The sequence below is a fragment of the Labilibaculum euxinicum genome (assembly GCF_009795715.1).
GTDB lineage: Bacteria > Bacteroidota > Bacteroidia > Bacteroidales > Marinifilaceae > Labilibaculum > Labilibaculum euxinus.
Genome location: NZ_WTCR01000012.1, coordinates 17,513 through 42,697 on the forward strand (window position 1 = coordinate 17,513; position 25,185 = coordinate 42,697).

At 35.6% G+C, this 25,185-nt stretch carries 21 protein-coding genes; 9 read left to right on the forward strand and 12 right to left on the reverse strand.

Annotation, left to right across the window (positions count from 1 at the left end):
• Positions 1 to 319: 319 nt before the first annotated feature.
• Positions 320 to 3,811 (reverse strand): hypothetical protein, encoded by a 3,492-nt coding sequence (locus GQR60_RS15190; protein WP_124993755.1) that lies wholly within the window; start codon positions 3,809 to 3,811, stop codon positions 320 to 322.
• Positions 3,812 to 4,239: 428 nt separating this feature from the next.
• On the opposite strand from GQR60_RS15190, the gene GQR60_RS15195 reads away from it, so the two are divergent.
• Positions 4,240 to 5,166 (forward strand): PfkB family carbohydrate kinase, encoded by a 927-nt coding sequence (locus tag GQR60_RS15195; protein ID WP_160463497.1) that lies wholly within the window; start codon positions 4,240 to 4,242, stop codon positions 5,164 to 5,166.
• A 180-nt stretch (positions 5,167 to 5,346) separates the two neighbouring features.
• On the opposite strand, the gene pdxH is transcribed toward GQR60_RS15195, so the two are convergent.
• The 3 genes from pdxH to GQR60_RS15210 form a co-directional block, all read right to left on the reverse strand.
• Positions 5,347 to 5,985, reverse strand: coding sequence for a pyridoxamine 5'-phosphate oxidase (pdxH, locus tag GQR60_RS15200; RefSeq protein ID WP_124993757.1), 639 nt, complete (start codon positions 5,983 to 5,985; stop codon positions 5,347 to 5,349).
• A 4-nt stretch (positions 5,986 to 5,989) separates the two neighbouring features.
• Entirely contained in the window at positions 5,990 to 6,385 is a 396-nt protein-coding gene (locus GQR60_RS15205; RefSeq protein WP_124993758.1) for a hypothetical protein, read from the reverse strand.
• Positions 6,386 to 6,468: 83 nt separating this feature from the next.
• Positions 6,469 to 7,974 (reverse strand): cytochrome c3 family protein, encoded by a 1,506-nt coding sequence (locus GQR60_RS15210; protein ID WP_191991631.1) that lies wholly within the window; start codon positions 7,972 to 7,974, stop codon positions 6,469 to 6,471.
• A 405-nt stretch (positions 7,975 to 8,379) separates the two neighbouring features.
• On the opposite strand from GQR60_RS15210, the gene GQR60_RS15215 reads away from it, so the two are divergent.
• The 3 genes from GQR60_RS15215 (at position 8,380) to GQR60_RS15225 (ending at position 10,550) form a co-directional block, all read left to right on the forward strand.
• On the forward strand, positions 8,380 to 9,537 hold the full coding sequence (locus GQR60_RS15215; RefSeq protein ID WP_124993760.1) for an adenylate kinase: 1,158 nt from the start codon (positions 8,380 to 8,382) through the stop codon (positions 9,535 to 9,537).
• A gap of 18 nt (positions 9,538 to 9,555) precedes the next feature.
• Positions 9,556 to 10,059, forward strand: a complete 504-nt coding sequence (locus tag GQR60_RS15220; RefSeq protein ID WP_124993761.1) for a hypothetical protein — start codon at positions 9,556 to 9,558, stop codon at positions 10,057 to 10,059.
• A gap of 122 nt (positions 10,060 to 10,181) precedes the next feature.
• Entirely contained in the window at positions 10,182 to 10,550 is a 369-nt protein-coding gene (locus GQR60_RS15225) for a putative zinc-binding protein (protein ID WP_124993762.1), read from the forward strand.
• Between the two features lie 353 nt (positions 10,551 to 10,903).
• Here GQR60_RS15225 and GQR60_RS15230 read toward each other — a convergent pair whose 3' ends face one another.
• The 3 genes from GQR60_RS15230 to GQR60_RS15240 form a co-directional block, all read right to left on the reverse strand.
• Positions 10,904 to 13,273: an ABC transporter permease gene (locus GQR60_RS15230; protein ID WP_124993763.1), complete on the reverse strand. Its 2,370-nt coding sequence runs from the start codon at positions 13,271 to 13,273 to the stop codon at positions 10,904 to 10,906.
• Positions 13,274 to 13,401: 128 nt separating this feature from the next.
• Entirely contained in the window at positions 13,402 to 15,759 is a 2,358-nt protein-coding gene (locus tag GQR60_RS15235; RefSeq protein ID WP_124993764.1) for an ABC transporter permease, read from the reverse strand.
• A 50-nt stretch (positions 15,760 to 15,809) separates the two neighbouring features.
• On the reverse strand, positions 15,810 to 16,520 hold the full coding sequence (locus GQR60_RS15240) for an ABC transporter ATP-binding protein (RefSeq protein ID WP_124993765.1): 711 nt from the start codon (positions 16,518 to 16,520) through the stop codon (positions 15,810 to 15,812).
• A 166-nt stretch (positions 16,521 to 16,686) separates the two neighbouring features.
• Here GQR60_RS15240 and GQR60_RS15245 point away from each other — a divergent pair, with 166 nt between their 5' ends.
• A complete protein-coding gene (locus GQR60_RS15245) occupies positions 16,687 to 18,069 on the forward strand; it encodes a sigma-54-dependent transcriptional regulator (RefSeq protein ID WP_124993766.1) in 1,383 nt (460 codons plus the stop codon).
• Positions 18,059 to 19,408 carry a sensor histidine kinase gene (locus tag GQR60_RS15250; RefSeq protein ID WP_124993767.1) on the forward strand — a complete coding sequence of 450 codons (1,350 nt, stop codon included), beginning with the start codon at positions 18,059 to 18,061 and terminating at the stop codon, positions 19,406 to 19,408. The genes GQR60_RS15245 and GQR60_RS15250 overlap by 11 nt, the downstream gene beginning before the upstream one ends.
• Before the next feature lie 71 nt (positions 19,409 to 19,479).
• On the opposite strand, the gene GQR60_RS15255 is transcribed toward GQR60_RS15250, so the two are convergent.
• The 5 genes from GQR60_RS15255 to asnA all read right to left on the reverse strand — a co-directional run bounded on the left by GQR60_RS15255 (position 19,480) and on the right by asnA (position 22,692).
• Positions 19,480 to 19,851 carry a DUF3795 domain-containing protein gene (locus GQR60_RS15255; RefSeq protein ID WP_101311654.1) on the reverse strand — a complete coding sequence of 124 codons (372 nt, stop codon included), beginning with the start codon at positions 19,849 to 19,851 and terminating at the stop codon, positions 19,480 to 19,482.
• 264 nt (positions 19,852 to 20,115) lie between these two features.
• Positions 20,116 to 20,331, reverse strand: a complete 216-nt coding sequence (locus GQR60_RS15260; protein WP_124993768.1) for a YgaP family membrane protein — start codon at positions 20,329 to 20,331, stop codon at positions 20,116 to 20,118.
• Between the two features lie 13 nt (positions 20,332 to 20,344).
• Positions 20,345 to 20,902, reverse strand: coding sequence for an SRPBCC family protein (locus GQR60_RS15265; protein WP_160463498.1), 558 nt, complete (start codon positions 20,900 to 20,902; stop codon positions 20,345 to 20,347).
• 96 nt (positions 20,903 to 20,998) lie between these two features.
• Positions 20,999 to 21,523 carry an SRPBCC family protein gene (locus GQR60_RS15270; protein ID WP_124993770.1) on the reverse strand — a complete coding sequence of 175 codons (525 nt, stop codon included), beginning with the start codon at positions 21,521 to 21,523 and terminating at the stop codon, positions 20,999 to 21,001.
• Between the two features lie 131 nt (positions 21,524 to 21,654).
• Positions 21,655 to 22,692 carry an aspartate--ammonia ligase gene (asnA, locus tag GQR60_RS15275; RefSeq protein ID WP_124993771.1) on the reverse strand — a complete coding sequence of 346 codons (1,038 nt, stop codon included), beginning with the start codon at positions 22,690 to 22,692 and terminating at the stop codon, positions 21,655 to 21,657.
• A gap of 524 nt (positions 22,693 to 23,216) precedes the next feature.
• On the opposite strand from asnA, the gene GQR60_RS15280 reads away from it, so the two are divergent.
• The 3 genes from GQR60_RS15280 to GQR60_RS15290 all read left to right on the forward strand — a co-directional run bounded on the left by GQR60_RS15280 (position 23,217) and on the right by GQR60_RS15290 (position 25,102).
• On the forward strand, positions 23,217 to 23,408 hold the full coding sequence (locus tag GQR60_RS15280) for a cold-shock protein (protein WP_101310831.1): 192 nt from the start codon (positions 23,217 to 23,219) through the stop codon (positions 23,406 to 23,408).
• A gap of 154 nt (positions 23,409 to 23,562) precedes the next feature.
• On the forward strand, positions 23,563 to 23,994 hold the full coding sequence (locus GQR60_RS15285; protein WP_124993772.1) for a PaaI family thioesterase: 432 nt from the start codon (positions 23,563 to 23,565) through the stop codon (positions 23,992 to 23,994).
• The gene (locus tag GQR60_RS15290; protein ID WP_124993773.1) at positions 23,981 to 25,102 is read left to right on the forward strand and encodes an isochorismate synthase; all 1,122 of its coding nucleotides are present in this window, start codon (positions 23,981 to 23,983) and stop codon (positions 25,100 to 25,102) included. The genes GQR60_RS15285 and GQR60_RS15290 overlap by 14 nt, the downstream gene beginning before the upstream one ends.
• The last annotated feature ends 83 nt before the right edge of the window (positions 25,103 to 25,185 follow it).

The following is a 25,185-nucleotide window of genomic DNA, read 5'->3' on the forward strand; positions in this document are numbered from 1 at the left end:
TGTTGATGAAATATGGTAAATTAAGTTTGAGAAATCATTTATATGCAATATTATGAAGAGTTTGGAATTGTTTTAAAGAAAGGGAAATGTTACTAAATGTTAAAATATTTTATTTTTTTTTTATATCTTTAGTATTGGGTTCTTACTGAAAGGATAGAACTCATAAAGGTTCAGCCGTAAGGCTGGTTAGTAGGTTAATTAACCCTTTAGAATTGTTGCCCGTGATTCCCCTATATCACGGGCATTATTTTTTCAATTTGCTGAATAAAAAAAGGGAACCCCAAGAGAGTTCCCAATTATTTTAAAAGTAAAGTCTGTATTAGGCCTTAAATAAAGGATCGGCACCAATTGTACCAACTAAACTTTGTAGATATTCTTCAGATTTTACGTGTTCTAAATCTTTTTTAGCTTTCCAGAAACGTTCTTCCAAACTCAATTCGTCATTCCATTCTGCGTTTATCTTGTTAGCCATGAAAGCCTCTAAGTAAGCAATTTGCTTTTCGTAGAAATTAATGTCGATTTGCTGCTTGTTTTTCAAACGAGCCTGATACCACGATGAGTTAATCACCAATTCACGGTCGAATTGTTTACGTAACTCAGGATCACTGATTTCTTTTCCTTCATATTGACCATAAGCCATAATATTTAAAAGAATCTGCAATGGTGGAATTGCTGCTGAAACGCTGTTGTCTTTAAAGTAGTTGACAGCAACTTTTTTCTGAGCTTCTACAATATTTTTAATTCCATCAGCGTAAGCTTCCAAATCCTGAATCTCAGGTTTTAACATTCTTTCGTTAAAAACGTTTTGAGGCTCATCAAAAATGCGATTCATATAACGGAAAAGGAATTCTTCTGTAATACGATATCCTAAACGACTGGCATGAATTGTTTCACCTTCGTATTCAAAATCAGATAATTTTTCAAGAGAACCTTCTTGAATCAATAATTTAGGATCACGGTTTTCCTCTTTCAATCGACACCAAAGCTCAGGAATTAGCAATGAAACATCATGATCGAATCTGTTTTCAGTTCCAACATATCCTGCTGCCGATGAAAATCCTTGATATCCTGTTAGAATGTAGGAGAGTAAGGCATTATTTAAATCCGTAGTAGGAGATAACATGTTAAAAGGACCTTTTGTTAAAGCACCTTCGGAACCAGCTCCTGTTGTTGAAGGAGATTTACCTGTTAAACTGCAAATAAAATCCATAAACAATTCAGGCAATTCCTGATAATGAATAGGGTTGTAAACACTCAATGCACGAATTCCGGCTTTTTTATCGGCAGGGTTATTTCTACGACCAGGTAAAACCGCATTTACCGGGTGATGTACCGGTTGATCCAAAGGAATTTTTCTGGCCAAACGGATACCAATTTCGGCTAAACGATCGTCAACCGGATTCACTAAATCAGGTCTTATCTGCAAATAGCGTGGATTTTGAGATGGTTTTCCGTCTACAATCCGGGTGTGAGAAGGAGAAATAAAGTAATTTGATTTTTTACTCTCTGCACCTTGACGAATAATTCCCTGAATAGGTTTTGTATACAAGTCGAAACCTATAGCATCAGCCAATAATTCTTTCCCGTCTTCTCTGGTAAGAGGTTCGTAGTTTGATGTAAAGTTATTTCTCATGGAAAGATCAGCTTCAGCTTCCTTGTCGTATCCTCGGTGAACAGCTTCATCGGGACGCTGGAAAAAGCGCTCTTCGCAATTAGCTGTTAACTTGATACTTTTATTGTCGTAAGATTCGTTCAAATAATTGAACCGACTGGCAGGAAGTACAATAGAAGCTGTAATATCATCTTCCATTTGTATTTTGGCTGCGGCAATAAAATCCTGACGCAGCTTATTTAAATACCATGATTTATCACCTGCGAATCCTACCCGTAAGTAACTGGCAACAATTTTACGATTGTTAAAGAGTAGCTCGTGACCTTTTCGTCCGTTAATAACATCAACCGAGAAGTAATCTCTCCAGCTGCTGTCTGTTCTTTCCGGACGGTAGAATCTCTTTACAAATAATACCAATGCTTTAACATGATCCGGAATAGTATTCAGGAATTCATTGTATGCAGCAGTATAATATTTCGAAGGAGTTAACAGTTTCACTACAGAACCTAATGATCGGTCAGAACTTAAAAGAGATCGTGACGGAACTGTTCTGTTTGGAGTATCTTTCCAACGTTTTGTATAATCGTGATTAATTACCTGATCGGCAATATTAAAGTCTTTCTCCATGTCATGGATATAGAAAGAGCCGTAAATGATTGCATTTAATAATGATTTTGAAATTTCAGATTTACCTCCACCTGAAACAGTACAAGGTTTGTGACAGAAAGTTCCCTCCGAAGCAGTACTTACTAATCTCCATGATGGAGCCGAAGGATGCTTCTCCATGTGCATTTTATATCCGGAAGGATGAACGTAGTAACTATTAGGTACTAAACGAATGCTTTGTTCTTTACCATTCTTTTCCCAGCTTACCTTACTTTCATAAACATCAATATTAGCGTTTTCGTTGATGTAATAGATGTCTGAATATTCTTTGTCAACAGCATAACCTTCCGGATGAACATTCATTGTTTCACCAAATTGTTTCACCATTTCATCAAAACTGTACTGTTTTTTCAATACATTATTCATGAAAAGCGCACCGCTAAAGCTGTCACCCAAATTTTTACGTGGGAATGCAATTGCACCACCCGAATGCTCTTCTTCAGATAAACCGTAAAGATTGGCAGAGTAACTGATTTGAGTTTTGATTTCCTTTTTAGAGTATCCAAAGTAGTTATCAGCAATCAATGTAATTACAATACCTTTTTCGTTGCGGCATGTTAGCTTAAATGCATTTCCGTTGTTGTAAAGCTCATTTTCATCTTTCCAGCAAACACCATCATTTCTCTGGCGTTCAGTGGCATCATCGTAATGAGGTAAACCTAATTCTTTCTTCTTAAGATTTAATAACTGCGGAGCCAGTACAATACAACCTGTATGACCTGTCCAGTGTTCAATGTCTAAACCAGCATCGTTGGCAGGAATGTTAGGATCACCGGCATTACCAAAAATTGATTCAACAAAATCAAGATTACTTACTAAGCTGCCAGGAGCAAAGAAGCGAACCTCCATCGATTTTTGACTGATTATTCCTTTTACTTCCGGACACACTATCGGACGTAGTAAAAGAGAGACCATTATCTCCGCTTTTTCTTCCTGTGTTGATGTAAATGGAAGTTGTTTTAATTCTGAGCCTGGATTGAAAGCTGCTTGTAAAAATTTACCAAACGCATACTTAGGAAGTTCAATTTTATCCAGAGGTACCGGTAAACCACCACCAACAATATGAAAGGAACCAACAGTGGTTCTTCTATCGTGTTTTGGATTGTGCAGTACTCCTTGTTTAATTCTATAAGAACTTACAAATTCAGTAATGAATTCGTCCTTGTCTGGAGCAAGGCTCAATTCTCTTGCTATTCCTGGTTGATCTAAAATAAAGGTGGAAGTAGGAAGCTTTGCAACTTCTGCGTCAACATCTTCCAGATATTCATTTAAAAAGTTTTGTATACGTTGATCGACAGGACACAAATGATCTGCCAGTAATCGCGATTGAGCACGATAATTTTTTATTAAGCTATCAGTAAGCTGAATAAATTTTGGATCAGATAATTGATTTTTTTCTCCTTCGGAATTTTCCGTAAAAATAGGCTGACCCATTGCTGCCAGCTGAAGGTTGATATAACGAATCAAATCTTTTTGATCAATTTTAACCTCCTTCGATTTAATTTCAATTTTACTTGGGTTTTTACTTTGCATATGTCTCCAATTTATTTTGCTTAGGGAATGACGGAACCAAATTTACTTATTTTTTCTCGTTGTAAAAATTCCTGCATCCCTTACTATCGTTCAGCTATATTCAATTTAACCTTACTTTTTTTTACTGGCTTAATTAGTTGGAAGCGAAAACGATTTAAGTATGATGTTTTGACTATTATTTAGAAAGATTACAAATTATACTTTTTTTTTTACTCTTAGTAAATAATTGATGATTATTTTTTGATTTAAAGTTAGTTGATCGCTATTTGTTCTTTTATTCTACCTTGTGTATTGTTTTCATGAGTTGCAGGTTCGGTCTTCTTATGTTTTTAGTGAATACAGTCAGGTTCAGATTCAGGTTAAATTGGTGTTGTAATTTGTATCTTGTCAGACTTTATCACGAGAAGTAACGAATAATAAAAATGCAGATGAGAAAAGTATATACCATTGGGGATTGTGTGTTGGATTTATTCTTTGAGAATGAAACTCCGGTTGAAGCAAAACCAGGTGGATCTTTCCTAAATTCAGCGGTTTCTTTAAGTCGGTTGGGGATCAATGTGTCATTGATAAGTGAGTTGGGAATTGATAGGGTTGGCAATCAAATTAAAAACTTCCTGGTTGAGAATGGTGTGGATATAAGACATATATCTTTTTTTTCAGATACCAATTCGAACCTGGCATTGGCCTTTTTAGATGAAAATAAAAATGCTGATTATGTTTTCTATAAGACTCGAAAAGGACTTCCCAACGCAATCGTGTTTCCGAACGATGTTCAAAAGGATGATATTATTCTTTTCGGATCTTTTTTGGCTGTTAAAAAGGAGTTTCGCTCTGCTTTGCATGCATTTTTAGTTGATTGCAAAAAGAAAGGAGCTTTAATTATTTACGATCCAAATTTTAGATCTCAGCATCTGCCAATGTTAGATGAAGTTTTGCCATATATTAAAGAGAATATGGCTTTGGCAAATGTGGTAAAAGCATCGAATGAAGATTTCGAACTAATTTGTAAAATGGAGAATTCGGATCAGGCTTACAACTGGATGAATGAATTTTCTGATGCGATACTGATTTATACCGCAAACAAACAGGGATTATCTATTTACAGTCAGCAGAAGTATTTCTTTGAAGTACCTGCAATAAATCCCATTAGTACTGTGGGGGCAGGAGATACAGTAAATGCTGCGATTGCATTTGTTTTTGTTCGTGATGGAATTAAAACTTCCGATCTTGTTGCTCTTTCACAAGAGCAAATAAATAAGCTTGCTGCTGTTACAACAACATTTTCGCAGGATGTTTGTATGATTTATGATAATTTTTTGCCGATTGCAACCGCTAATAAATACCGGTTACGATAAAAGCACCCCCTCTACAACAAAAAAAGGGGATGCTTTTAGCTACATACATATTTCTGAATAGGAACAATGGACATCGTTCCTATCCTTTAGTTCTTATTTTAGTCAAAAGGTGACCCTCAAAAAGTACTTTTTTTAAGTTTTTGTATGAATGTTAGTTTTTTGTTGATAAAATGAACTGTTTTATGGAGCAAGCCTTCTGATTTTCCATTTTTTATTGTTGAGATTGTACTCGATCCGATCATTTAATCGACTCTCCCGTCCTTGCCAAAATTCAAAAAGATCAGGAATGAGACGATATCCACCCCAAAAATCAGGCCGGGTAAATTCATCTCCATTTTTCTTCTTAAACGTTTCAACCATTTGGATTAGAGCGTTCCGGTTTTCAATTTCATTACTTTGCGGCGATACTGCGGCGGCTGTTCGGCTGCCAACAGGTCGATCTAAAAAGTATTCGTCGGAGAATTCTGGTTCTAATTTCTCAATTTTCCCTTCAATACGAATTTGTCTCTCCAGTTCAGGCCAGAAAAAAACAAGTGAACCATAAGGATTTCCTTCTATATCAGTACCTTTTCGACTATTGTAATTGGTGAAGAAGCAAAAGCCTTTCTCATTATAATCTTTCAATAGTAGAATTCGTGCAGAAGGTTTGTTGTCCGCAGAAACTGTGGCTAATGTCATGGCATTGGCATCCGGCAGTTCCATTTTTATTGCTTGTTCAAGCCATATCCGGAATTGTGTAAATGGATTTGAATTAATATCCGATTTATTCAATTCAGCCATACTGTATTCATGTCTAAGCTTTTTAAAATCCTTTTTCATTTGCTTAGTTATTTGGATTCATTAGTATGTTTGGCTGAATGCTTAGGCCAGTAAAATTGATATAGTACTGGCCGCCTTTTGTCGGATATTGCATTTCTTGTTCGTCTTGGCTATCTGCATTTGCAACGCCAACGTGGGCAAATAAAATTTTAGCCTTGTGCTTATCAGCATGCTGGATAATCTCTTCGGCAGCAGATGGTGACAGTGAACCTACATCAGGATAGGTGCTGGTTTTCACCACTATAAAATGCAAAGTATCGTCTTTTTTAGCCAGAATTTGAGGATTCTTCTCAAATTCAGTATTCACAGATAAGACTTCAAACTCTTCTTTTATGTGCTTGTATACCCACTTGATTCCTAGTTCATGCAGTTCAGAACCGCTCAGTCTATTTCCTTTCATTCTATGGTTTTGTTCTAATTCAGATACGAATATCTTCTTTAATTAAAACAATTCCAAATAGAATGCTTTTGTTTGTTCCGATTTTATGGATAAAGATATGCGTGACAATCTACACAGGAGTATTCTTTCCAGTCGGTACCAATATCAACAGGATGGATAAATTCCATTTTTTGATTGGTAAAAGCCATTTGTAAAGAATCAGGTTTTCCCTGAGCAGTAATGGAGTGACAGAGATTGCAGTCTTTGGAAATTATTCTACCATCCTTTGTACTGTGATTGTTGTCGTGACAGCGGAAGCAACCTTGTGTTTCCATATGGCTTTTGTGGTTAGGATAAGCATCCCAACGAACATTCATCTCAGGAAATGTATTTTCATGATAGGCAATTTTAATGCCTTCTATCGCTTTTAATATATTAGCTTCATGCTCTGCACCTTTATCAGGATAATTCTCTTTGTAGAAATTGAGAACTGTTTGTGCAATTAGTAAATCAGCACTGTCCTTGGTTGAATAAGTGCCTTTTAATGCCTCCATTGCAGCCAATTTTATATACGGAATTTGCGGATCAACTTCCTTCGAAGACATGGCTGCATCTACAAAGTCAGGAGGAGATAAATAGCCGTGCGATGGGCGGTTGTGGCAGTCCATACAATCCATTTCATGCAATTTACCATCCGCAAAAAATGTACTGTCGGGTTCCATCATTGTATCTTCGAAAATGTGCTCTTCTCCTGTGGCTTTATTGGTATATTTAACCCACTGAATGTATTCAGATTTATTATCTGCTGACATAAACTCAATTTTCACATTTGGATTAATGTGCCAGTGAATTCCTTCGCTTAGTTTTTGTGTGTGATGGTCAGGTCCGGTTTTCATGGTAAGCTGGATGTTCCATTCAGTATTGTTTTCATCAGCTAAAAAATGCTGTTCATTTTTAATTCGGTTGGGATAGAATTTTTCGGGCCAATGGCAATGTTCACAGGTTTCTCGGGCTGGTCGTAAATTAGCCAGTGGAGTAGGGATCGGACGAGGAAAATTATTAACCGTAACAGCATATACCTGATACAAACCACTTAATTTCGAACGCATGTACCAATCGGCTCCTTCGCCAACATGACATTCTACACAGGCAACCTTGGCATGAGCAGATTTTTGGTAGGTTACATATTCCGGTTCCATAACCTCATGACATAAAGTGCCGCAAAAAGGCACTGATTCACTGTAAACAAAAGCTTCGTAACTTCCTATGGAAGAAAGAAAAAGGAATATGAAACTTACTATCACAAAAAGAGAAAAGGCGTTTCTGTGCTTTTGATCATTTAAATCTACCCTGGGCCATCTCATGTCCTCAGAAATAAATAGTTGTTTTTTATTCCTTCGAATTTGAATCAACATCCCAATAGGGATCAACAGCATTCCGATTACCATAAAAATGGGTAATACAATATATATAATTAAGCCCATATAAGAACTTCCCTGATCGAACAGGACGGAAATAACAAAGAAGAAAACGATCAGAAAAAAAGCAATTACGGCTATACTTGCTCCTAAAATGGAGGTCCAATTGTACGAAGATTTAGGTAGTTTCATTTCGATCGGTTTTAGTTTGTGAAAATAATTTATAGAAAACTCTGATAATTACCTACTTGTCTTATTAATTTATAAGCTTTCTTAGTTGTGTGTTTATCAGGTGTTAGTAGATTTTTTTGGTTTTGGTTTGATCGCTGTAAAGCTTGTAAATATTGAATTCTACGTATTTTAAAAGCAGAGTAAATGCTTATAATAAAATAACATATCGACAATTATCGATATTAATACGATGAGTTCCTCTTATAGATATGGAATTCAAGTCTCAATATTTTAGTGTGTATCAGGGGTAAAAATTCATCACATATGATAATAAATCTTGATCTTAATTGGTTTATGTACTACATTGTAGAATAATATCATGTGCGGTACATTCGTTTGTAAATTATACTTCTAACAAATTTTTATATGCTGAATATTGCATTGTTTGGTCCTCCGGGTGCTGGAAAAGGCACTCAATCAGAGTTTTTGATTAACAAATACAATCTTTTTTACATCTCGACAGGTGATTTGTTGCGAAAGGAGATTGCGGACAAGAGTAAATTGGGCCTCGAAGCACAAAGCATTATTGCTTCGGGAGGTTTGGTTTCTGATGAAATCATCGTTCAGATTATTGAGAAAACCATAACAGAAAATCCTGATTCCAATGGATTCTTATTTGATGGCTTCCCCAGAACCTACATTCAGGCTTACATTTTGGAAGGATTGATGATAAAGCTGAATACCGCATTGAATTGCCTGATTAGTTTGGAAGTAGATGAAGAGGTTTCTGTTTCAAGATTACTAAACAGAGGGAAGACATCGGGCAGGGCAGATGATAATGAAGTGGTTATTCGAAACAGACTAAAAGAGTACAATGATAAAACACTTCCTGTTTTGCAGTTTTACAAAGACAAAGGCGTTTATTTTGGATTGAAAGGGGATCTGTCAATTGAGGAGGTAAATCTGAGTATACAGAAAATTATTAAAGACGAATTGAGTAAGAGTCTGTTCAACTTGGTGTTATTTGGTTATCCTGGCTCAGGAAGAGGATCGCAGGGAATTGCTTTGGCCAAAAAATATGACTTGGAATACCTTGCTACAGGTCAAATGCTCGATCAGGAAATTCAGAAAGGTACCGAAATAGGAAAACGAATTATTGATTTGTATGAAAACGGAGAATTGGTGCCCGACGAGATTGTGGTGCAATTAATTGAAAAGAAAATCGCAAACTCGAACGGAGTGAATGGATTCATTTTTAAGGGATTTCCACGAACATTGGTTCAATCGTACATTTTAGATGGTTTGTTGAAAAAACATGGTTCTGCCATTTCTCAGATTATCGAAATTGAGGTACCAACATTGGAACTAATCAGCCGGCTGGATAAAAGAAGTAAGACCGATCGCTGCATGCCATACGATAACAACACCTCTAAAATTGTGAAACGCCTGCAGGAACATGAAATTAAAACCGTACCCGTAATTGAAAAATACAATCAGTTGCATGGTGTTTTGAAAATAGATGGCGTTGGTGAGTTCGATGAGGTCTTTGATCGGATATGTGAAAAAATAAAGAATAGTATTTAAATAATTAAACTGTGTAAAATGAAGAAAATTAGTACCCTTTTGCTCTTTTTTATTGTATTTGGAGCTAAATCTCAAACTATTTCAGAGAAATTAGGCGCTGTGTCAACTAATTTTAAAATTACATCAGCATCGCAGCCTTTAAATGTTACGAATCAAATCATTTTAAAGCAAAACAGAACGGAGTCTAAGAAAGATCATGAAGATTATGAATATGCTGTTTATGAAAGATATTATTTTCAATTTATTAGTGACAGTAAACTAGTTGCTTCTGATCGGAGTGATATTAAAAAGGAAGCACTTGTCAAATCCAATCATGATTATAATAAAGATGGATACTTTATTAGACTTTATGATGAAAATGATTTCCTGATTTATGAATTTTCGAGAGAGACCGGAGTTAGATTTAACCGGGATTACAATACCGGTAAAGGAGGTTATTTTACTTATGAGTTTTATTTAAGCGGTTTCCCCTTAGTTCTGCTTGATAAAGTAAAGCGTATTGATGTTCAGATTATCGATTAGAAAAGAAGAGTAAAACAATTTGATTCTGTTTTCGAACGAATCTCTGTTGAGCTTGACATAGATTTTAAAATGCCATAAGGTTATGGTTTTGTGAATAAATAATTTCATTTAAAATAAACATCATGGAAAATAGATCTGGTGGATGCGATGAAAAAAGTACGAAAGTGGTTTTTGCGTGCTCAGGTGCAGCCGATGTTGGTGAACTAACTGATTTGGTTGCGAGGAAACTTCAAAAAAAGGGAAAAGCCCAAATGAAATGCCTTGCCTTTGTGGGAGCTGGGATTACTGAGATGATAGATTCTGTTAAGGGAGCAAAAATTTTGGTGATTGATGGTTGCCCTAAGGATTGTGGGAAATTGGTGATGTGTAAAAACGGAATTACAGATTTTACGCATTTGCGTTTAACAGAATTAGGATACGTCAAGGGCGAAACTCCTGCCGACACACACAATGTTGATGCTGTTTTTGAAGTGGCATGTACTCTGCTGTAAATATTAAATTTGCTTAAAGGAGCACTGTTTTAGGGGAGGTCACTCACGTTGCTTCCCTTGTTTTTGTTATCGAAAGTCTAAATTTTGTTGTAACAAGTCTAAGGTTTTCCGGCATAAGTCTGAAGTGTTCCGCCACAAGTCTAAGGTTTTCCGGCACAAGTCTGAAGTGTTCCGCCATAAGTTTAAGGTTTTCCGGCACAAGTCTGAAGCGTTCCGGCATAAGTCTAAGGTTTTCCGCCGGCGGAAAAGCTTATAAATGCTCAGGAAACAGATAAATGAGTTATCCCAAAGAAAAAAGGAGCACAAGCCGAATGGAATGTGCTCCCTTATTGAATGATTTCTAAATAGGCCTCCTATTCACTTCGTAAGGAATCAACCGGATTTTGACCGGCAGCCTTCCAGGTTTGTCCGCCAACAACCAAGAGTGCAAAAAATGTAGTTAGCAAACCGGCAAATACAAATGGGAGCGGACCAATGGCAATGTGATAGGCAAATTGTTCCAGCCAGTGTTGCATTATATAATATGAAACGGGGATTGATATGGCAAAGGCTATTGCAATCCATTTTATGAAATTAGAAAACAGCAACAATGATATTTGGCTGATACTGGCACCTGTTACTTTTCGGATTCCAATTTCCTTGGTGCGTTTTTGTACCATAAATAAAGTAAGGGAATACAATCCCAATAGAGCCAGAATGATAGAAAGTGCCGATGAGTAGCCTGTTAGTATTTGCGATCTTTCTTCAGTTTGATATCGATCGCGGCAGACATCATCAATAAACATGTGGTAATTAACTCTTTCCGGATCAACTTTTTTGAATGTCTCTTTTATTTTGCTCAGCAAATCAGTCATGTTATTGGTTTTAACTTTGAGTAATACAAATTGAATGTTTCCATAGTAACTGAAGCAACTAAACATTAATGGAGCTATTTTTTCCTGCAACGATGCGTAATGAAAATCCTTAACAATGCCTTGAATTTCATACTTGGCTTCATGAAACCATACGATTCTCCCCAAAGGGTCATTAATTTCCAAATATTTAACGGCAGCTTGGTTTAGAATGATTCCTTTGCAGTTTTCAACCTGGTTTTCGGTAAATGAGTTCCCTTCTACAAATTGTATCCCCAGAGTTTTGAAATAGTCCGGCCTTACACGATATTCATTAACATTTTTGGTGTTTTTAATGTCAGCTCCATAAAGCCGCAATAGTTGACCACTTCCGCTATAGCCGGGAAGATGAAGACTGGCACTAACAAAAGAGATTTGAGGTATTTTTAAAAGTTCTTGTTTAATGGAGGAGTAAGCTTGTCTTTGTGTTTGGCTCAGATTGTTTATCGCAATTACTTGTTCTGTATCGAAACCCAAATCAGCATTTTTCATGTAGTCGATCTGTTGCTGAGAGATGATAACAGCCGAGATTAAAATGATAGAAGCCGAGAACTGAAAGATTACCAGAATTCGAGACAGCAAATTGGTGCCGTGATTGCCTGGAAGCTTTCCTTTAATGATGGAAGCCGGAGTGTATCGGGTAATTGTGATGGCCGGATACAAGCCTGAGATAAGCCCAACAAATAAAGCCATTACAGGAAGCCCTATAAATAGAAGGGGATTTGATAAATAATCAATAGCTAATTCTCTGTTCATTAAACTGCCGAAGAATGGCATTAGAATTTCAGCGATTATTACACCAAATAGAAGTGCAATAACAGACATTAGTGTGGTTCGGCCTAAAAAATCTTTAATCAAGTCGAAGCGCTCTGCACCAATCGCTTTTTTAATACCAATTTGGTTTAATTTTCCATCGTATTGAACGGTAATGATATTGATGAAATTAATCATGGCAATAATCAATATTAAAAAAGCCAGAAGAATATGTATGTAAATGGTATTGATATTTCCACCGGGTTTTAAGATTTGCTGATAGTTTGATCTCAGGTGGATATCGCTTAGTTTTTGGAGGTAAGATCCTGTTTTCATACCATATTCACCAAGTCTATCATCAAGCATTTTGGTGTATTTATCCTCAATTTTCTTGATTGTTGAATTTCGATCAATTCCTTGTTTTACTAAAATATACGTGAAGTATTCCAAACTTTGGTGGCCTGCTTGTCGTGGATAGCCCGAAAATGGCAATAGTAGGTCAAAATCGTACTGAGAGGTGAGTGGAAGATCTTTTACAACCGCGTTTACTGTTAATAATCTGCCAAACATTTCTAATTCTTTGCCTGCAGCATTGGTAGTACCGAAAAGTTTTATTGCTGTTGATGCATTTATTACTACACCATTAGGATTGGAAAAAAGTTTGGTCGATTGCCCTGAAATTGGTTCCAGAGTAAATACCTTATGAAAATTGGTATCTACGTAGTGGCAACGAATTTGGGAGAAATGCTTATCGTTTACTTTTGCATTTTGTGTATATCCGTTATATAGTTGAGTGATTTCTTCTATCTCGGGTATTTGAGAGGCGAAATTTTCGTTGGTTAAACGAAGGCAGATTTCATATGGTGTTAATTCTTCACCAGTTTCATTAAGTAGGGAAATTAGTTTGTAAATTCGCTCCTGTTTTGTGTTGAATTTATCGTAACTCAATTCGTGCTGAACGTAAATAGAAATAAGAATTACCGCAGCCATTCCTACAGCAAGACCAAAAATATTGATGATGGAATTGAGTTTGTCTTTTGCCAGACTCCTGAAAGAGAGTTTAAGTTTGTACCAAAGCATATAGTCTGTTTTATTGGGCGATTAAAAGTGATAAGTTTGTTGGTTTTAGGATACTGCCGATTGAAGGGGAGGAACACTACCAAAATAGGATGTGCTCCCCCTTATTGAATGATTTCTAAATAGGCCTGCTATTCACTTCGTAAGGAATCAACCGGATTTTGATTGGCAGCCTTTCTGGTTTGTCCGCCAACAACCAAGAGTGCAAAAAATGTAGTTAGCAAACCGGCAAATACAAATGGGAGCGGACCAATAGTAATGTGATAGGCAAATTGTTCCAACCAGTTTTGCATCATATAATACGAAACGGGGATCGATATCACAAAGGCTATTGCAATCCATTTTATGAAAGTGGAAAACAGCAAGGATGTAATTTGCCATTCGCTGGCACCAGTAACTTTTCGAATGCCGATTTCTTTGGTGCGTTTTTGTACCATGAAAAGTGATAAAGCATACAAACCTAATAAGGCTAATACAAAGGACAGAATAGAAGTATAGCCCATTAATTGCATAGAATCTTCTTCGCTTTTATATTTATTGCGACAAAAATCTTCTATAATCGTATAGTCTAGCACATAACCAGGATCAAACCTGCGAATAACCTGAGTAACTTTTTTTAAAACATTTGGTAGGTTGTCTCCTTGATATCTGATTAAAATATCACTAATCATCTCAAAACTATTATGGGTAAACATTAGGGGTTTTACTTTAGAATGAAGTGATTGGTAATTGAAATCTTTAACAACACCAATTATTTCCTGAATCTCTCCCTGGTATTCTACATTGACACCAATTACATTCTTGATGTTGAGAAATCTTACGCCAGATTCGTTAATAATTATTCCTTTTTGATGAAATTCCCCAGTTTCTTTAAATGATTTGCCATCTATTAAATCAATACCTGTTGTTTTGAAATAGTCCGGTTGAATTCGATAAGAGCTAAAGGATTTTACATTATTTTCTTCCTGCCCTAATAAGGTGAAAGCTTGTCCACTTGCACCACCTCCGGGTATATGGTCAGAAGCTGAGACGTATTGAATCATAGGAAGCTTTAGTAATTCTTCTTTTATTGAAAAGTAGGACTGATTAATTTTAGCATTTATGTTTTCTATGGCGACGACTTTCTCAGGGTTGAAACCCAAATCAGCATTTTCTATGTAAGAAACTTGTTGATTAAGGATGTATAGTGTTGAGATAAGTATCATTGAAACTGTGAACTGAAATACGACGAGAAGTTTTGTGAGAACATTTTTATCATTCATTTTTAAACCACCACCACTTAAAGCTGCAGATGGAGATGGTTTAGATATAAAAAAAGCAGGATAAACTCCTGAGACGATCCCAACTATTAATGCCATTATTGGTATTCCCAGACTAAGGAAAAGATTATTAGAATAATCCAAAATTAAATTTCTGTGAATCAAATGTCTAAAATGAGGCAAAAAAATCTCAGCTAAAATGACACCAAACAGTAAGGCTATCGCTGTTAATAAAATTGAATTGCCAACAAATAATTTGATTAATTCCCAACGAGTTGCCCCTATCGCTTTCCTCATTCCAATTTCTTTAATTTTTCCCTCAAATTTCACGGTCATGATATTAATGAAATTGATCATGGCAATGAATAAGATAAGGATAGCTAAAAAGATGTAAATAAGAACAATCTCAAAATTGCCATTTGCTGTAATGCTGTGTAAATTTTTGGAATGTAAATGTACATCACTTAGTTTTTGAAAGTAAGCGCCGGTTTTATAACCATCTTCCTGAAATCCATCTATTATTTTACGATATGCTTTTAAGGTGTTGTTTAATACTGTTTTTTCATCTGCAGTTTGTTTTGTAAGTGCGTATGTATGAAATTCCAAACCAGATCCTGCATCAATGGGATAAATGGACTTTAGAGGGGCAAGTACTTCAAAATCATAGTGTGAATTGGAGGGCAGGTTTTTTGTGACACCACTTACTGTGCAATCAATCCCATTAAGCGTAACCTGCGTTCCGACTACATCAATTTTTCCAAATATGACATTTGCAGTTTTTTCACTAATGACTATACTTTTGGGATCTTCCCATGCTTTTTGAGGATTTCCTCTTAAAAAATCAATATCAAATACTTTATTAAAATTGTCATCAACAAAACGAAGTTTGAAATTGAAAAAGCGTTTTTCATTATGGATAATCTCACACTCCCAGCCTTGATAAAGTTGTGTAATTTCTTCTAAACCAGGGATGTTTTCTTTAAACTGTTTATGATTGAGGCGACAGTTAATTGCATAATCTTGCGTACTCTCCATTCCCAATTGCGAAATCAATCTGTGGATACGATTGTACTTGGAATTGAATTTATCGTAGCTCAATTCGTGCTGAACGTAAATAGAAATAAGAATTACGGCAGCCATTCCAACAGCAAGTCCAAAAATGTTGATAATGGAATTGAGTTTGTCTTTTGCCAGACTCCTGAAAGAGAGTTTAAGTTTGTACCAAAGCATATAGTCTGTTTTATTGGGCGATTAAAAGTAATAAGATTGTTAGATATATTTTATAAAACTGCTGATTCGAGGATATGTGATTGCGGGTCTTTTCTGTTTTCCGAAACAATTTTTCCATCGAATAGATTGATCACCCGGTCTGCATATTCCGCATCGCTTTTCGAGTGGGTAACCATTACAATAGTAGTTCCTTCTTTGTGCAATTCTTCGAGCAATTGCATAACTTCTGTGCCGTTGGTCGAATCGAGATTTCCCGTAGGTTCATCGGCCAAAATTAGTTTCGGATTCGAAACTACAGCTCTTGCTATCGCAACTCTTTGCTGTTGTCCGCCCGAAAGTTGTTGAGGAAAATGTTTTGCACGATGATCAATATTCATGCGTTTCAATACCTGCACTACTTTTTCTTTCCTCTGTGCCGATGGAACTCCCATATAGAGTAGAGGTAACTCTACATTTTCAAATACATTTAGTTCATCAATCAGGTTAAAACTCTGGAAAATAAAGCCGATGTTTCCTTTTCTGAATTTAGTTCTTTGTTTTTCACTTTTGTCAGAAATTTCTACTTGATTAAAAGTATAGCTTCCAGTGCTGGGATTATCCAACAAACCAATAATATTTAAGAGTGTTGATTTTCCACACCCGGATGGTCCCATAATGGCAGCAAATTCACCGGTTTCTATATGCAAGTTTACATGCTGCAAGGCGGATGTTTCAACTTCTTCGGTTCTGAATACTTTGCTTAAGTCTTTGGTATGTATCATTTTTTTAGATTATGTGATTTAAATATTGGTAGCCAAGTATTGTGCCATTTTTTAATGATGCAGAAATACAGGCGTTTGTGTTTGTGATGTGAAATATAGTGTCGGAAAATCCAACATGCAATGTCGATATTTACAACAATATGATTATTTTAACCAAAGAATTTAAATGGATAAAAGAATGGCTGGAAAAGGAAAGCTTTTAATTATAGATGATAATGAGGAGCTATTGTTTGCTCTGCAATTATTTCTCAACTCTCATTTTGCGAAAATAGATACCATTAAGAATCCCAATCAGTTGCTATCACAGCTTGAAGTGGACGAGTACGATGTTTATTTGTTGGATATGAATTTTAAAGCGGGAATCAATTCGGGAAATGAAGGTTTGTATTGGTTAAAGCGAATATTGGAATTTGATGCAAATGCTTGTGTGGTGTTGATTACAGCTTACGGTGATGTGGAATTGGCGGTGAAAGCAATGAAAGAGGGGGCAGTTGATTTTATTCAGAAATCATGGGACGAAAATAAGATTCTTTCAACCTTGCTGTCGGCTTTAAAATTGCGGAATTCAAAGCTTGAGATCAAAGGATTGAAGGAAAAGCAGAAGCAGATCAATCATCAGATCAATAGAAACACTCAATTTGTAAGAGGTACTTCGCAAGCCATGACTGAAGTGTTTCGAACCGTTGAGAAAGTGGCGGGAACAGAGGCGAATGTTTTAATTGTAGGAGAGAATGGCACAGGGAAAGAGGTAATTGCCCGTGAGCTTCATTTGTCATCGCACCGAAAAGATCAGGTATTTGTAAGTGTTGATTTGGGTTCTTTAAGCGAAAACTTATTTGAAAGCGAACTATTTGGTTCTAAAAAAGGCGCATTTACTGATGCAAAAGAGGATCGTATGGGGCGATTTGAATTGGCATCGGGTGGAACACTTTTTCTGGATGAAATCGGAAATGTTCCCTTGCATCTGCAAACAAAATTATTGACAGCCATTCAAAACAAACAAATTGTTCCATTAGGAGGAAATACACCAATTGATGTGGATGTTCGTATACTGGCTGCTACCAATTGTAATTTGTTTGAGATGGTGTCTAATGGAACTTTCAGGGAAGATTTGTTGTATCGTTTGAATACTATTGCAATAGAATTACCGCCTTTACGCGAACGGATTGAGGATATTCCTGAATTGGCTGCATTTTTTCTGCATAAATATGCCGATCAGTATCAGAAAGGAGAATGTGTTTTTGAAAAATCAGCAGTAAAGAAACTTTCACAACATTCATGGCCGGGAAATATTCGGGAATTTCAACACATTATCGAAAAATCAGTTATCTTATCCGATACAAAAAAATTAGCTGCTGTTGATGTGTTACTTGGAGAGGAATTGCAATTGCCGAAAAAAATATCAGACAGCCTTAATTTGTCTGATAACGAGAAGTTTTTAATTGAGAAAGCAATAAAGCACACGGGTGGGAATATGAGTCTTGCGGCAAAGGAGTTGGGAATAAACCGGTCTACATTATACGATAAAATTAAAAAGTATGATTTATAAAAGATTCTATGTTTGGATAGTTGTTCAAATCATTTTGTTATCGCTTACGCCTGTTTTATTTTGGTATGTATTCTCAAAAGAGTATCTGGTGGTAACTACTTATAGTCTTTTGGCTTTATGGATTTTACAAATTGTATATCTAATCTGGTATATCAATAAAACGAATCGTGATTTGTCCCGGTTTTTTGCAGCTTTTCAATATCAGGATTCAACATTGGTATTTAACCAACATAAAAACGACAAAGCTTTTCAAAATCTGCATCAAAGTTTTAATGGTATTATTAATGCATTCGGGAAGGTAAAAATTGAAAAGGAAAAAGATTTTGTTTTCTTTCAAAATACGGTAGAATTAGTGGGGGTTGGATTGTTGGCGTTTGATCACAAAGGGAATATACGGTTGTGCAACAAAGCATTTAAGGAACTCTTTCTGGTCGAAGAATTTCAGAATATTTCAGAATTGGAATGTATTGACGGTGAGTTTCCGGATTTTTTATTTCGGGTGAAGACGGGGACTCAAAAGCTCAGGAAATATTTGGTGAAAAACCGAATTTTAAAATTGGCGGTTAAGGCTGTTGATTTTCGTTTGGAAGATGACTGTATCAAATTGATTGCTTTTCAGGATATAAAAAATGCAATTGATCAGGGGGAAATAGATGCAATGCATAAATTGATTCGTGTTTTTACACATGAAATTATGAATTCGGTGAGTCCTATTTCGATGTTGTCGGGGAGCTTAATAGATTTGTATGAGAAGAATGGAGATCAAACTTGTAAGGAGTTATTGAGCGAAGGAGCAATTTCCAATACATTAATGGGATTAAAAACCATTCGCAAAAGGAGCAAAGGTTTAATTGCTTTTGTTGATGAATACAAGAATTTAACACAGCTTCCGAAACCGCATTTTGAATTGCTTTCCGTTGAAAAATTATTTTCACATATCGATGCTTTATTTAAGGAAGAGTTTAAATCGGAAAATATTGAGTTTATGTACCATTTGCATGATTCGGAGCAAGAATTAATCGCCGATGAAAAGCTAATTTCTCAAGTCCTGATTAATTTGATTCGCAATTCGATTGAAGCGCTCAAGAGCACCGAATCCAAGTCAATTTCTATTTCAACAGGCCAGGGAAATCCGGTTAATTTCATTATTGTAAGGGATAACGGCATGGGAATCCCCGATGATGTGATTGATACTATTTTCACTCCTTTTTTTACCACGAAGGAGAAAGGATCGGGGATAGGTCTAAATCTTTCCAGACAAATTATGAGGTTGCACGGGGGAACAATATCAGCTCGTTCGAAACCAGATCGGTTAACCGAGTTTTCTCTTCAGTTTTAAGTAGTTATGTGAATGTTTTAAGTGGATTGATTTAAGAAATCTGAGATTTTATTGAAGAAAAAAAGCGGGAATTAACCCGCTATATTATTACGTCTCAATTCATCAAGGTCTATTCTGGATATTTTTTCGTCCAGTGTTTGAAGCAGCTCATTTAACTTGCTGCAAGGATACTCGGAACATTCCGCACATGTGTCGTATAATTTCTCCCGGGCACAGGCTCGAACCTGACATTCTGCACAATGTCGAAATTTCTTTCCCCAAGGTTCCAGACATCCTTTACATGTTATTTCACAAGCATCGTATTGGTTTTCTTTATCTGACCAAAGCTCTGCAATCTTAATTCGAACATTTTCTTGCCCTTTCTGCGTAGCGACGTAAGCAGGACAGGTTGAACAGTTGATTCCACAGTAAGATATTCTTTCTTTCTCCTGAATTCTTCTCATCTTAATACTGGATTATTTATTCCTATTGTAATTTAATTTCAATTCTTTAATTACAGAATTATATCTTTAAATATAAGCAAAATACAGGTGTTTTTCAAGATGTTTTTGAGCTTATTGGTTATAAATTAGGTGATGATTTTTTCTTGTTTTACTGAGAAAATAATATTTGGGTTCTCTTTTTTATGACAGCATTTAAGTTGATAAAAAAACATTAAAAATCCCCGAAGAAAATTCTTCGGGGATGTCTCTTTTTTGTAGGTGATTTTATTTTTTTTGCTCTTCAATTTTGCAGGTGTTAATGCCGAAAAGTCCGTAAGGGGGGCAACTGCCAATAAGACTGGTCAGAAACATTATTCCTGCAAATACCAATACAACTATTCCTATTGTTCCGGTAATCATATCTGTAAAATATAGAGTCGCTAAAATAAGTGCAATAATGACTCTTAGTATCCGATCTGTTTTCCCCATATTTTTTTTCATGATATTTGATTTTTTAGTTAACAATTTCAATTTCGGTTGTTGGTGCAATAAGTATAGGTTGTTTCTCAGCAAAAGTTTTAAACCGTGACAAATTGGTTGAATCAATTTCCTGAAAAGTTTTGGTGAAAAATAAGAACAGCGATCTGGCAAATGGATTGGTTCCTTCAATAGAATACTTAGCAATTATTTTGGTGCCGTTATCCGATTTTTCGAACGTAAAATGATTGTATTTGTGCATCCATCCTGCTGTAAAATCCATTTTAAGCATTTCGTTTTCTTTGTAGCCGGTTAGGGTTTCTATTAATTCTACAATTTTGCCATCATTATCAATCATCAACTTGTATTTACTGCCAACTTTATCTTCAGTTTCTGTAATTGATTCAAAACTTTTCACTTCAGTCAACCACTCCGAAAGTCGGTTGTGATCATTGAATAATTGAAAAACCTCTTCTACCGGACGGTTAATTTCGGTTTCAAGTTGGTACTCTTGTTTGTTTAGAAAAAGACCAAGAGCAACAAAGGCAAGGAATATAATGAGGAGTAAAATACCCGACTTTTTAAGCGTTTTCATATGATTGTAATTGTGTGTGTGCCATATGGAACTTACCATGACTTAATAATCATGCTCTTGTGTGTCAAAATTGTCTGTCATGGACGTTTCATAAATTTATTTTTCGATGAATGATTTAAAATCTGCCATGCCTTTTTCGAAATCAGGACCAATCGCTTTATCAATATCCATAAATACCATCATCAAGGTAGTTGGAAATGTATTATTGCCTTTAAATCCCCAGGTAACTTCAGTTCCTTCATCTACTTGCCTGATAGTAAAAAAGCCGGTACTGGTTGATTCAAATGGTTTCAGAAAGCGAAGTTCAGTTTCAATATAAGAGTTAGGTTCTATTTTTGTAATTTCCTGTTCGCCTTCTCCAACTTCTTTATTTCCTATCCAATGAGTCGATGAGCCAACTTCTCCGTCAGTTCCATTGTATTCAATTATCATTTCAGGGTCTTTAGAACCCCATGGTGACCATACTTGTTGGTCTTTAAGAGAGCAAAGACTTTTAAAAACCGTGTCGATATTGGTCGAAACAACAATTTTTCGTTCAACTTGATAGGTTTTAGGAGCCATAAAATGAAGGATAGCTACAAGAAGCCCAATTCCAAGGAGAATGTAAAGCAAGATTTTCATAATGTAAATATTTAGTTAGCAATTATTTATTTTATGTGGTAATAGATTTACTAAAGATAAGAAATTTTCATTGGGAGAGATAAAAAAAAGAGCCCCAAAAAAAGGACTCTCTTGTTGATTATAATGTTGATTTATAGGAATATAATGCCTGCTTTTTTACTGGCATCCCTTAATTCATCAGGCCAGATACTTGATTGTACTTCTCCGATATGAGCTTTTCTTAACAGAAACATGCACAAGCGTGATTGTCCGATTCCCCCTCCAATTGAATATGGAAGTTTTCCTGCCAGTAGTTTTTTGTGAAACATGAGATCTTTTCTTTTTTCTTCACCACTAATTTTTAATTGCAGCTTTAAAGCTTCTTCATCAACTCGTATTCCCATTGAAGAAATCTCGAACGATTGTTCAAGTACAGGATTCCAAAGCAAAATGTCACCATTTAAACCATGATATCCGCTTGTGCTTGGTGTTGTCCAATCATCGTAATCAGGAGCTCTTCCATCATGCGGTTCTCCGTTTGCAAGCTCACCTCCAATGCCAATAATAAATACTGCACCAAATTCTTTGGTAACTTTTCCTTCTCTTTCTTTTGGACTAAGATTTGGGTATTTCTTTAATAAATCTTCAGAATGAATAAATGTTATTTCTTCTGGTAAAAAGGGCTTAAGAGGTGAATAGTATTCGCTTAGAATGTATTCAGTTCTTTTAAGCGAAGCATAAATTTGCTTTACGGTTTTCTTTAAGAAAGTCAGATTGCGTTCGGCTTTTGCTATTGATTTTTCCCAATCCCATTGATCCACATAAATAGAGTGAATGTTGGTAAAAACTTCATCGGGGCGAAGAGCATTCATATCCGTGTAGATGCCTTTACCTACAGGAATATCAAGTTTTCCCAGCATAAAGCGTTTCCATTTTGCAAGAGAATGAACAACTTCTGCAGTTTGATCATCCAGTCCTTTAATTGGAAATGCAACAGGGCGTTCAATACCATTTAAATCATCATTAAGTCCTGTTCCTTTCATAACAATCATTGGAGCAGTTACTCTGCGCAGCTTTAATTCGGCTGCCAAGTGCAATTGAAATTGATCTTTAATAAATTTAATTGCTTTTTCGGTTGTTTCAAGATCCAATGTACTGTGGTAATCTTTTGGGATAAATAAGTTTTCCATTTGTTAAAAATTTTGATAGTGAGGATTTTCCTCTGGTTAATTTGATTCAAAAAAAAAGCCTTTCTCGTTGATGAGAAAGGCTGAAATATGCATAACAATATCCTTTCTCACCCTGGACGAGAATTATTATTGTTGTTATTATTTTTAAATTGTTTATCCATTTTTTTATAAAAAAAGCCTTCCCGATTAGGGAAGGCTTGTAAATTGAATATTTTGATTAATTCTATAAGCTTCCCGGTTTCAATGAATGATTATTCATTGAATTATTGAAAAGATTATTGATATTAAATTTTTGGTTCATTTTTTTGTTATTTGGAATGGCTAAAATAGGTGTTTTTTTTAAAGGAACAAAAAATGACTGTTGTTTTTAAAGAAATAGGTTTTGTTTGATTAGCGTAGGTTATGTCTTGTTATGTAGTTGCATATATTAATGTACATTTATTTTGAAATTTTAAAAAAAATAATTTTGAGATTAATTCAAATTACGTACATTTACTTTATAATAATCTAAAATTTTTTAAGTAATGCCTACAGGTACAGTAAAATTTTTTAACGAATCCAAGGGATTTGGATTCATTAAAAACAGCGAAACAGGAGAAGACATCTTTGTTCATGTAACAGGATTAATTGACAAAATTGATCAGGATGATAAAGTGACTTTTGACGTTGTAGAGGGAAAAAAAGGGATGAATGCGGTTAATGTAAAAATTGACTAAATCAGAATAAAATATTTTTCCTTAGTTAAAGCTCAATGTAATGTTGAGCTTTTTTTGTACACTATTTTCTTCTTGATTTAGTTAATTAGGAATATTAATCAAGGAAAGATTTTCTTTGTTTTTTTTGAATAGCAGATTATATTATTTTTGTAAAATGATCAACGAAATAGATACACTTGACGTATTGAATAAGATGTGCTCAGATACTTTGATGGAGCACTTGGGTATTACTTACACCAAAGTAGGAGAAAACTATTTGGTTGCAGAAATGCCGGTAACATCAAATCATTGGCAGCCTATGAAAATTCTTCATGGCGGAGCAACACTTGCTTTGGCCGAGTCGGTTGGGAGTGCCTTATCAGTAATAAAAACTGATATGGAAAGATATGAAGTGAAAGGGATGGAGATTAATGCGAATCACATTCGAAGTATTAGAACAGGAACAGTTACCGCAAAAGCACATTTTATACATAAAGGAAGTATGACTCACATAGTTGAAGTGAATATTATAAATGAACAGGAAAAGTTGATTTCTGTGTGCCGGATAACCAATATTATTTTAAAAAAACAGAATGGTGGAAAATAGAAATGAGCTGTCTTCTTTCTTAAGCTGCTGTTTGCAGAATAACTTCCCCTTTTTCGCTTACCAGCTGCCCAAATCCGGGATGATTCAAATAGGAGTTCAAACCGATCAGGATTTGAAAGATTATCAACTTCTATCGGATTTGGAAGGGGAAAATGGTTTTGTATTTTCTCCATTCGATGCAGAAAGCAAGCATAAATCATGGTTCGTACGAAGGGATATCAATTTGCAGGCTTCCGAAATTGATTCAGATTCTATTCAATTATTGGAATCGTATTATCCCGAAAAGGACGAAAAATTGCCGGCTGATGTGAGTTTGGAAAGTTCACATGCTTTGTATTTTAACCAGATTTCGAAAATGATTAACGACTTGAAACAATTCAAGCTGGAGAAGGTCATTTTATCCCGAATTCAAATTTTAGAGGGAATGGGAATGGATTGTGCCGTTGAATCCTTTTTAAAATTGTCAGAATCTTACGATTCTGCATTTGTATTTTTGGTGTCGATACCCAAAGTGGGAACGTGGATAGGTGCAAGTCCTGAAACCTTATTGTCTTCAAAAAATAATGCTGTTGAAACTGTTGCTTTGGCAGGAACTCAAAAGCTTGCAGGTAGAATTACCGATCAGATTAAATGGGAGCAAAAAGAGGTGTATGAACAGGCTTTGGTAAGTTCGTATATTGAAAATGTTTTTAGGAATCACAATCTAACCAAATATAAACGAACAGGTCCGGTAACATCTCAGGCAGGAAATGTTGTTCATCTAAAAACAACTTATTTACTTTCCAATGGCATGGGCTTTAGTCAATTGTCGAACTTAGTTCAGGATCTTCATCCAACTCCTGCCGTTTGCGGCTTGCCAAAAAATAAGGCTTTGGAGTTAATTCGAGAAATTGAGGAACATGACAGAGAGTATTATGCCGGATATTTAGGGCCAATAGAATCGAACGGATCGATTTCACTTTTTGTAAATCTGCGAAGCATGAAAGTGCTTGAAAATCAAATGGCTCTTTTTGTTGGCGGTGGAATTACTGCTGATTCAATTCCTGAAAAAGAATGGGAGGAAACCTGTTTAAAAGCTCAAACCTTGCTGAATGTGATTCGTTCGTAAGGGAAGCCCAATAAATTATTTTAAATTTGACCAAACATACATTTAAAATGCAATTTTTGCTTTTGTGTATTCTCGTATAGAAC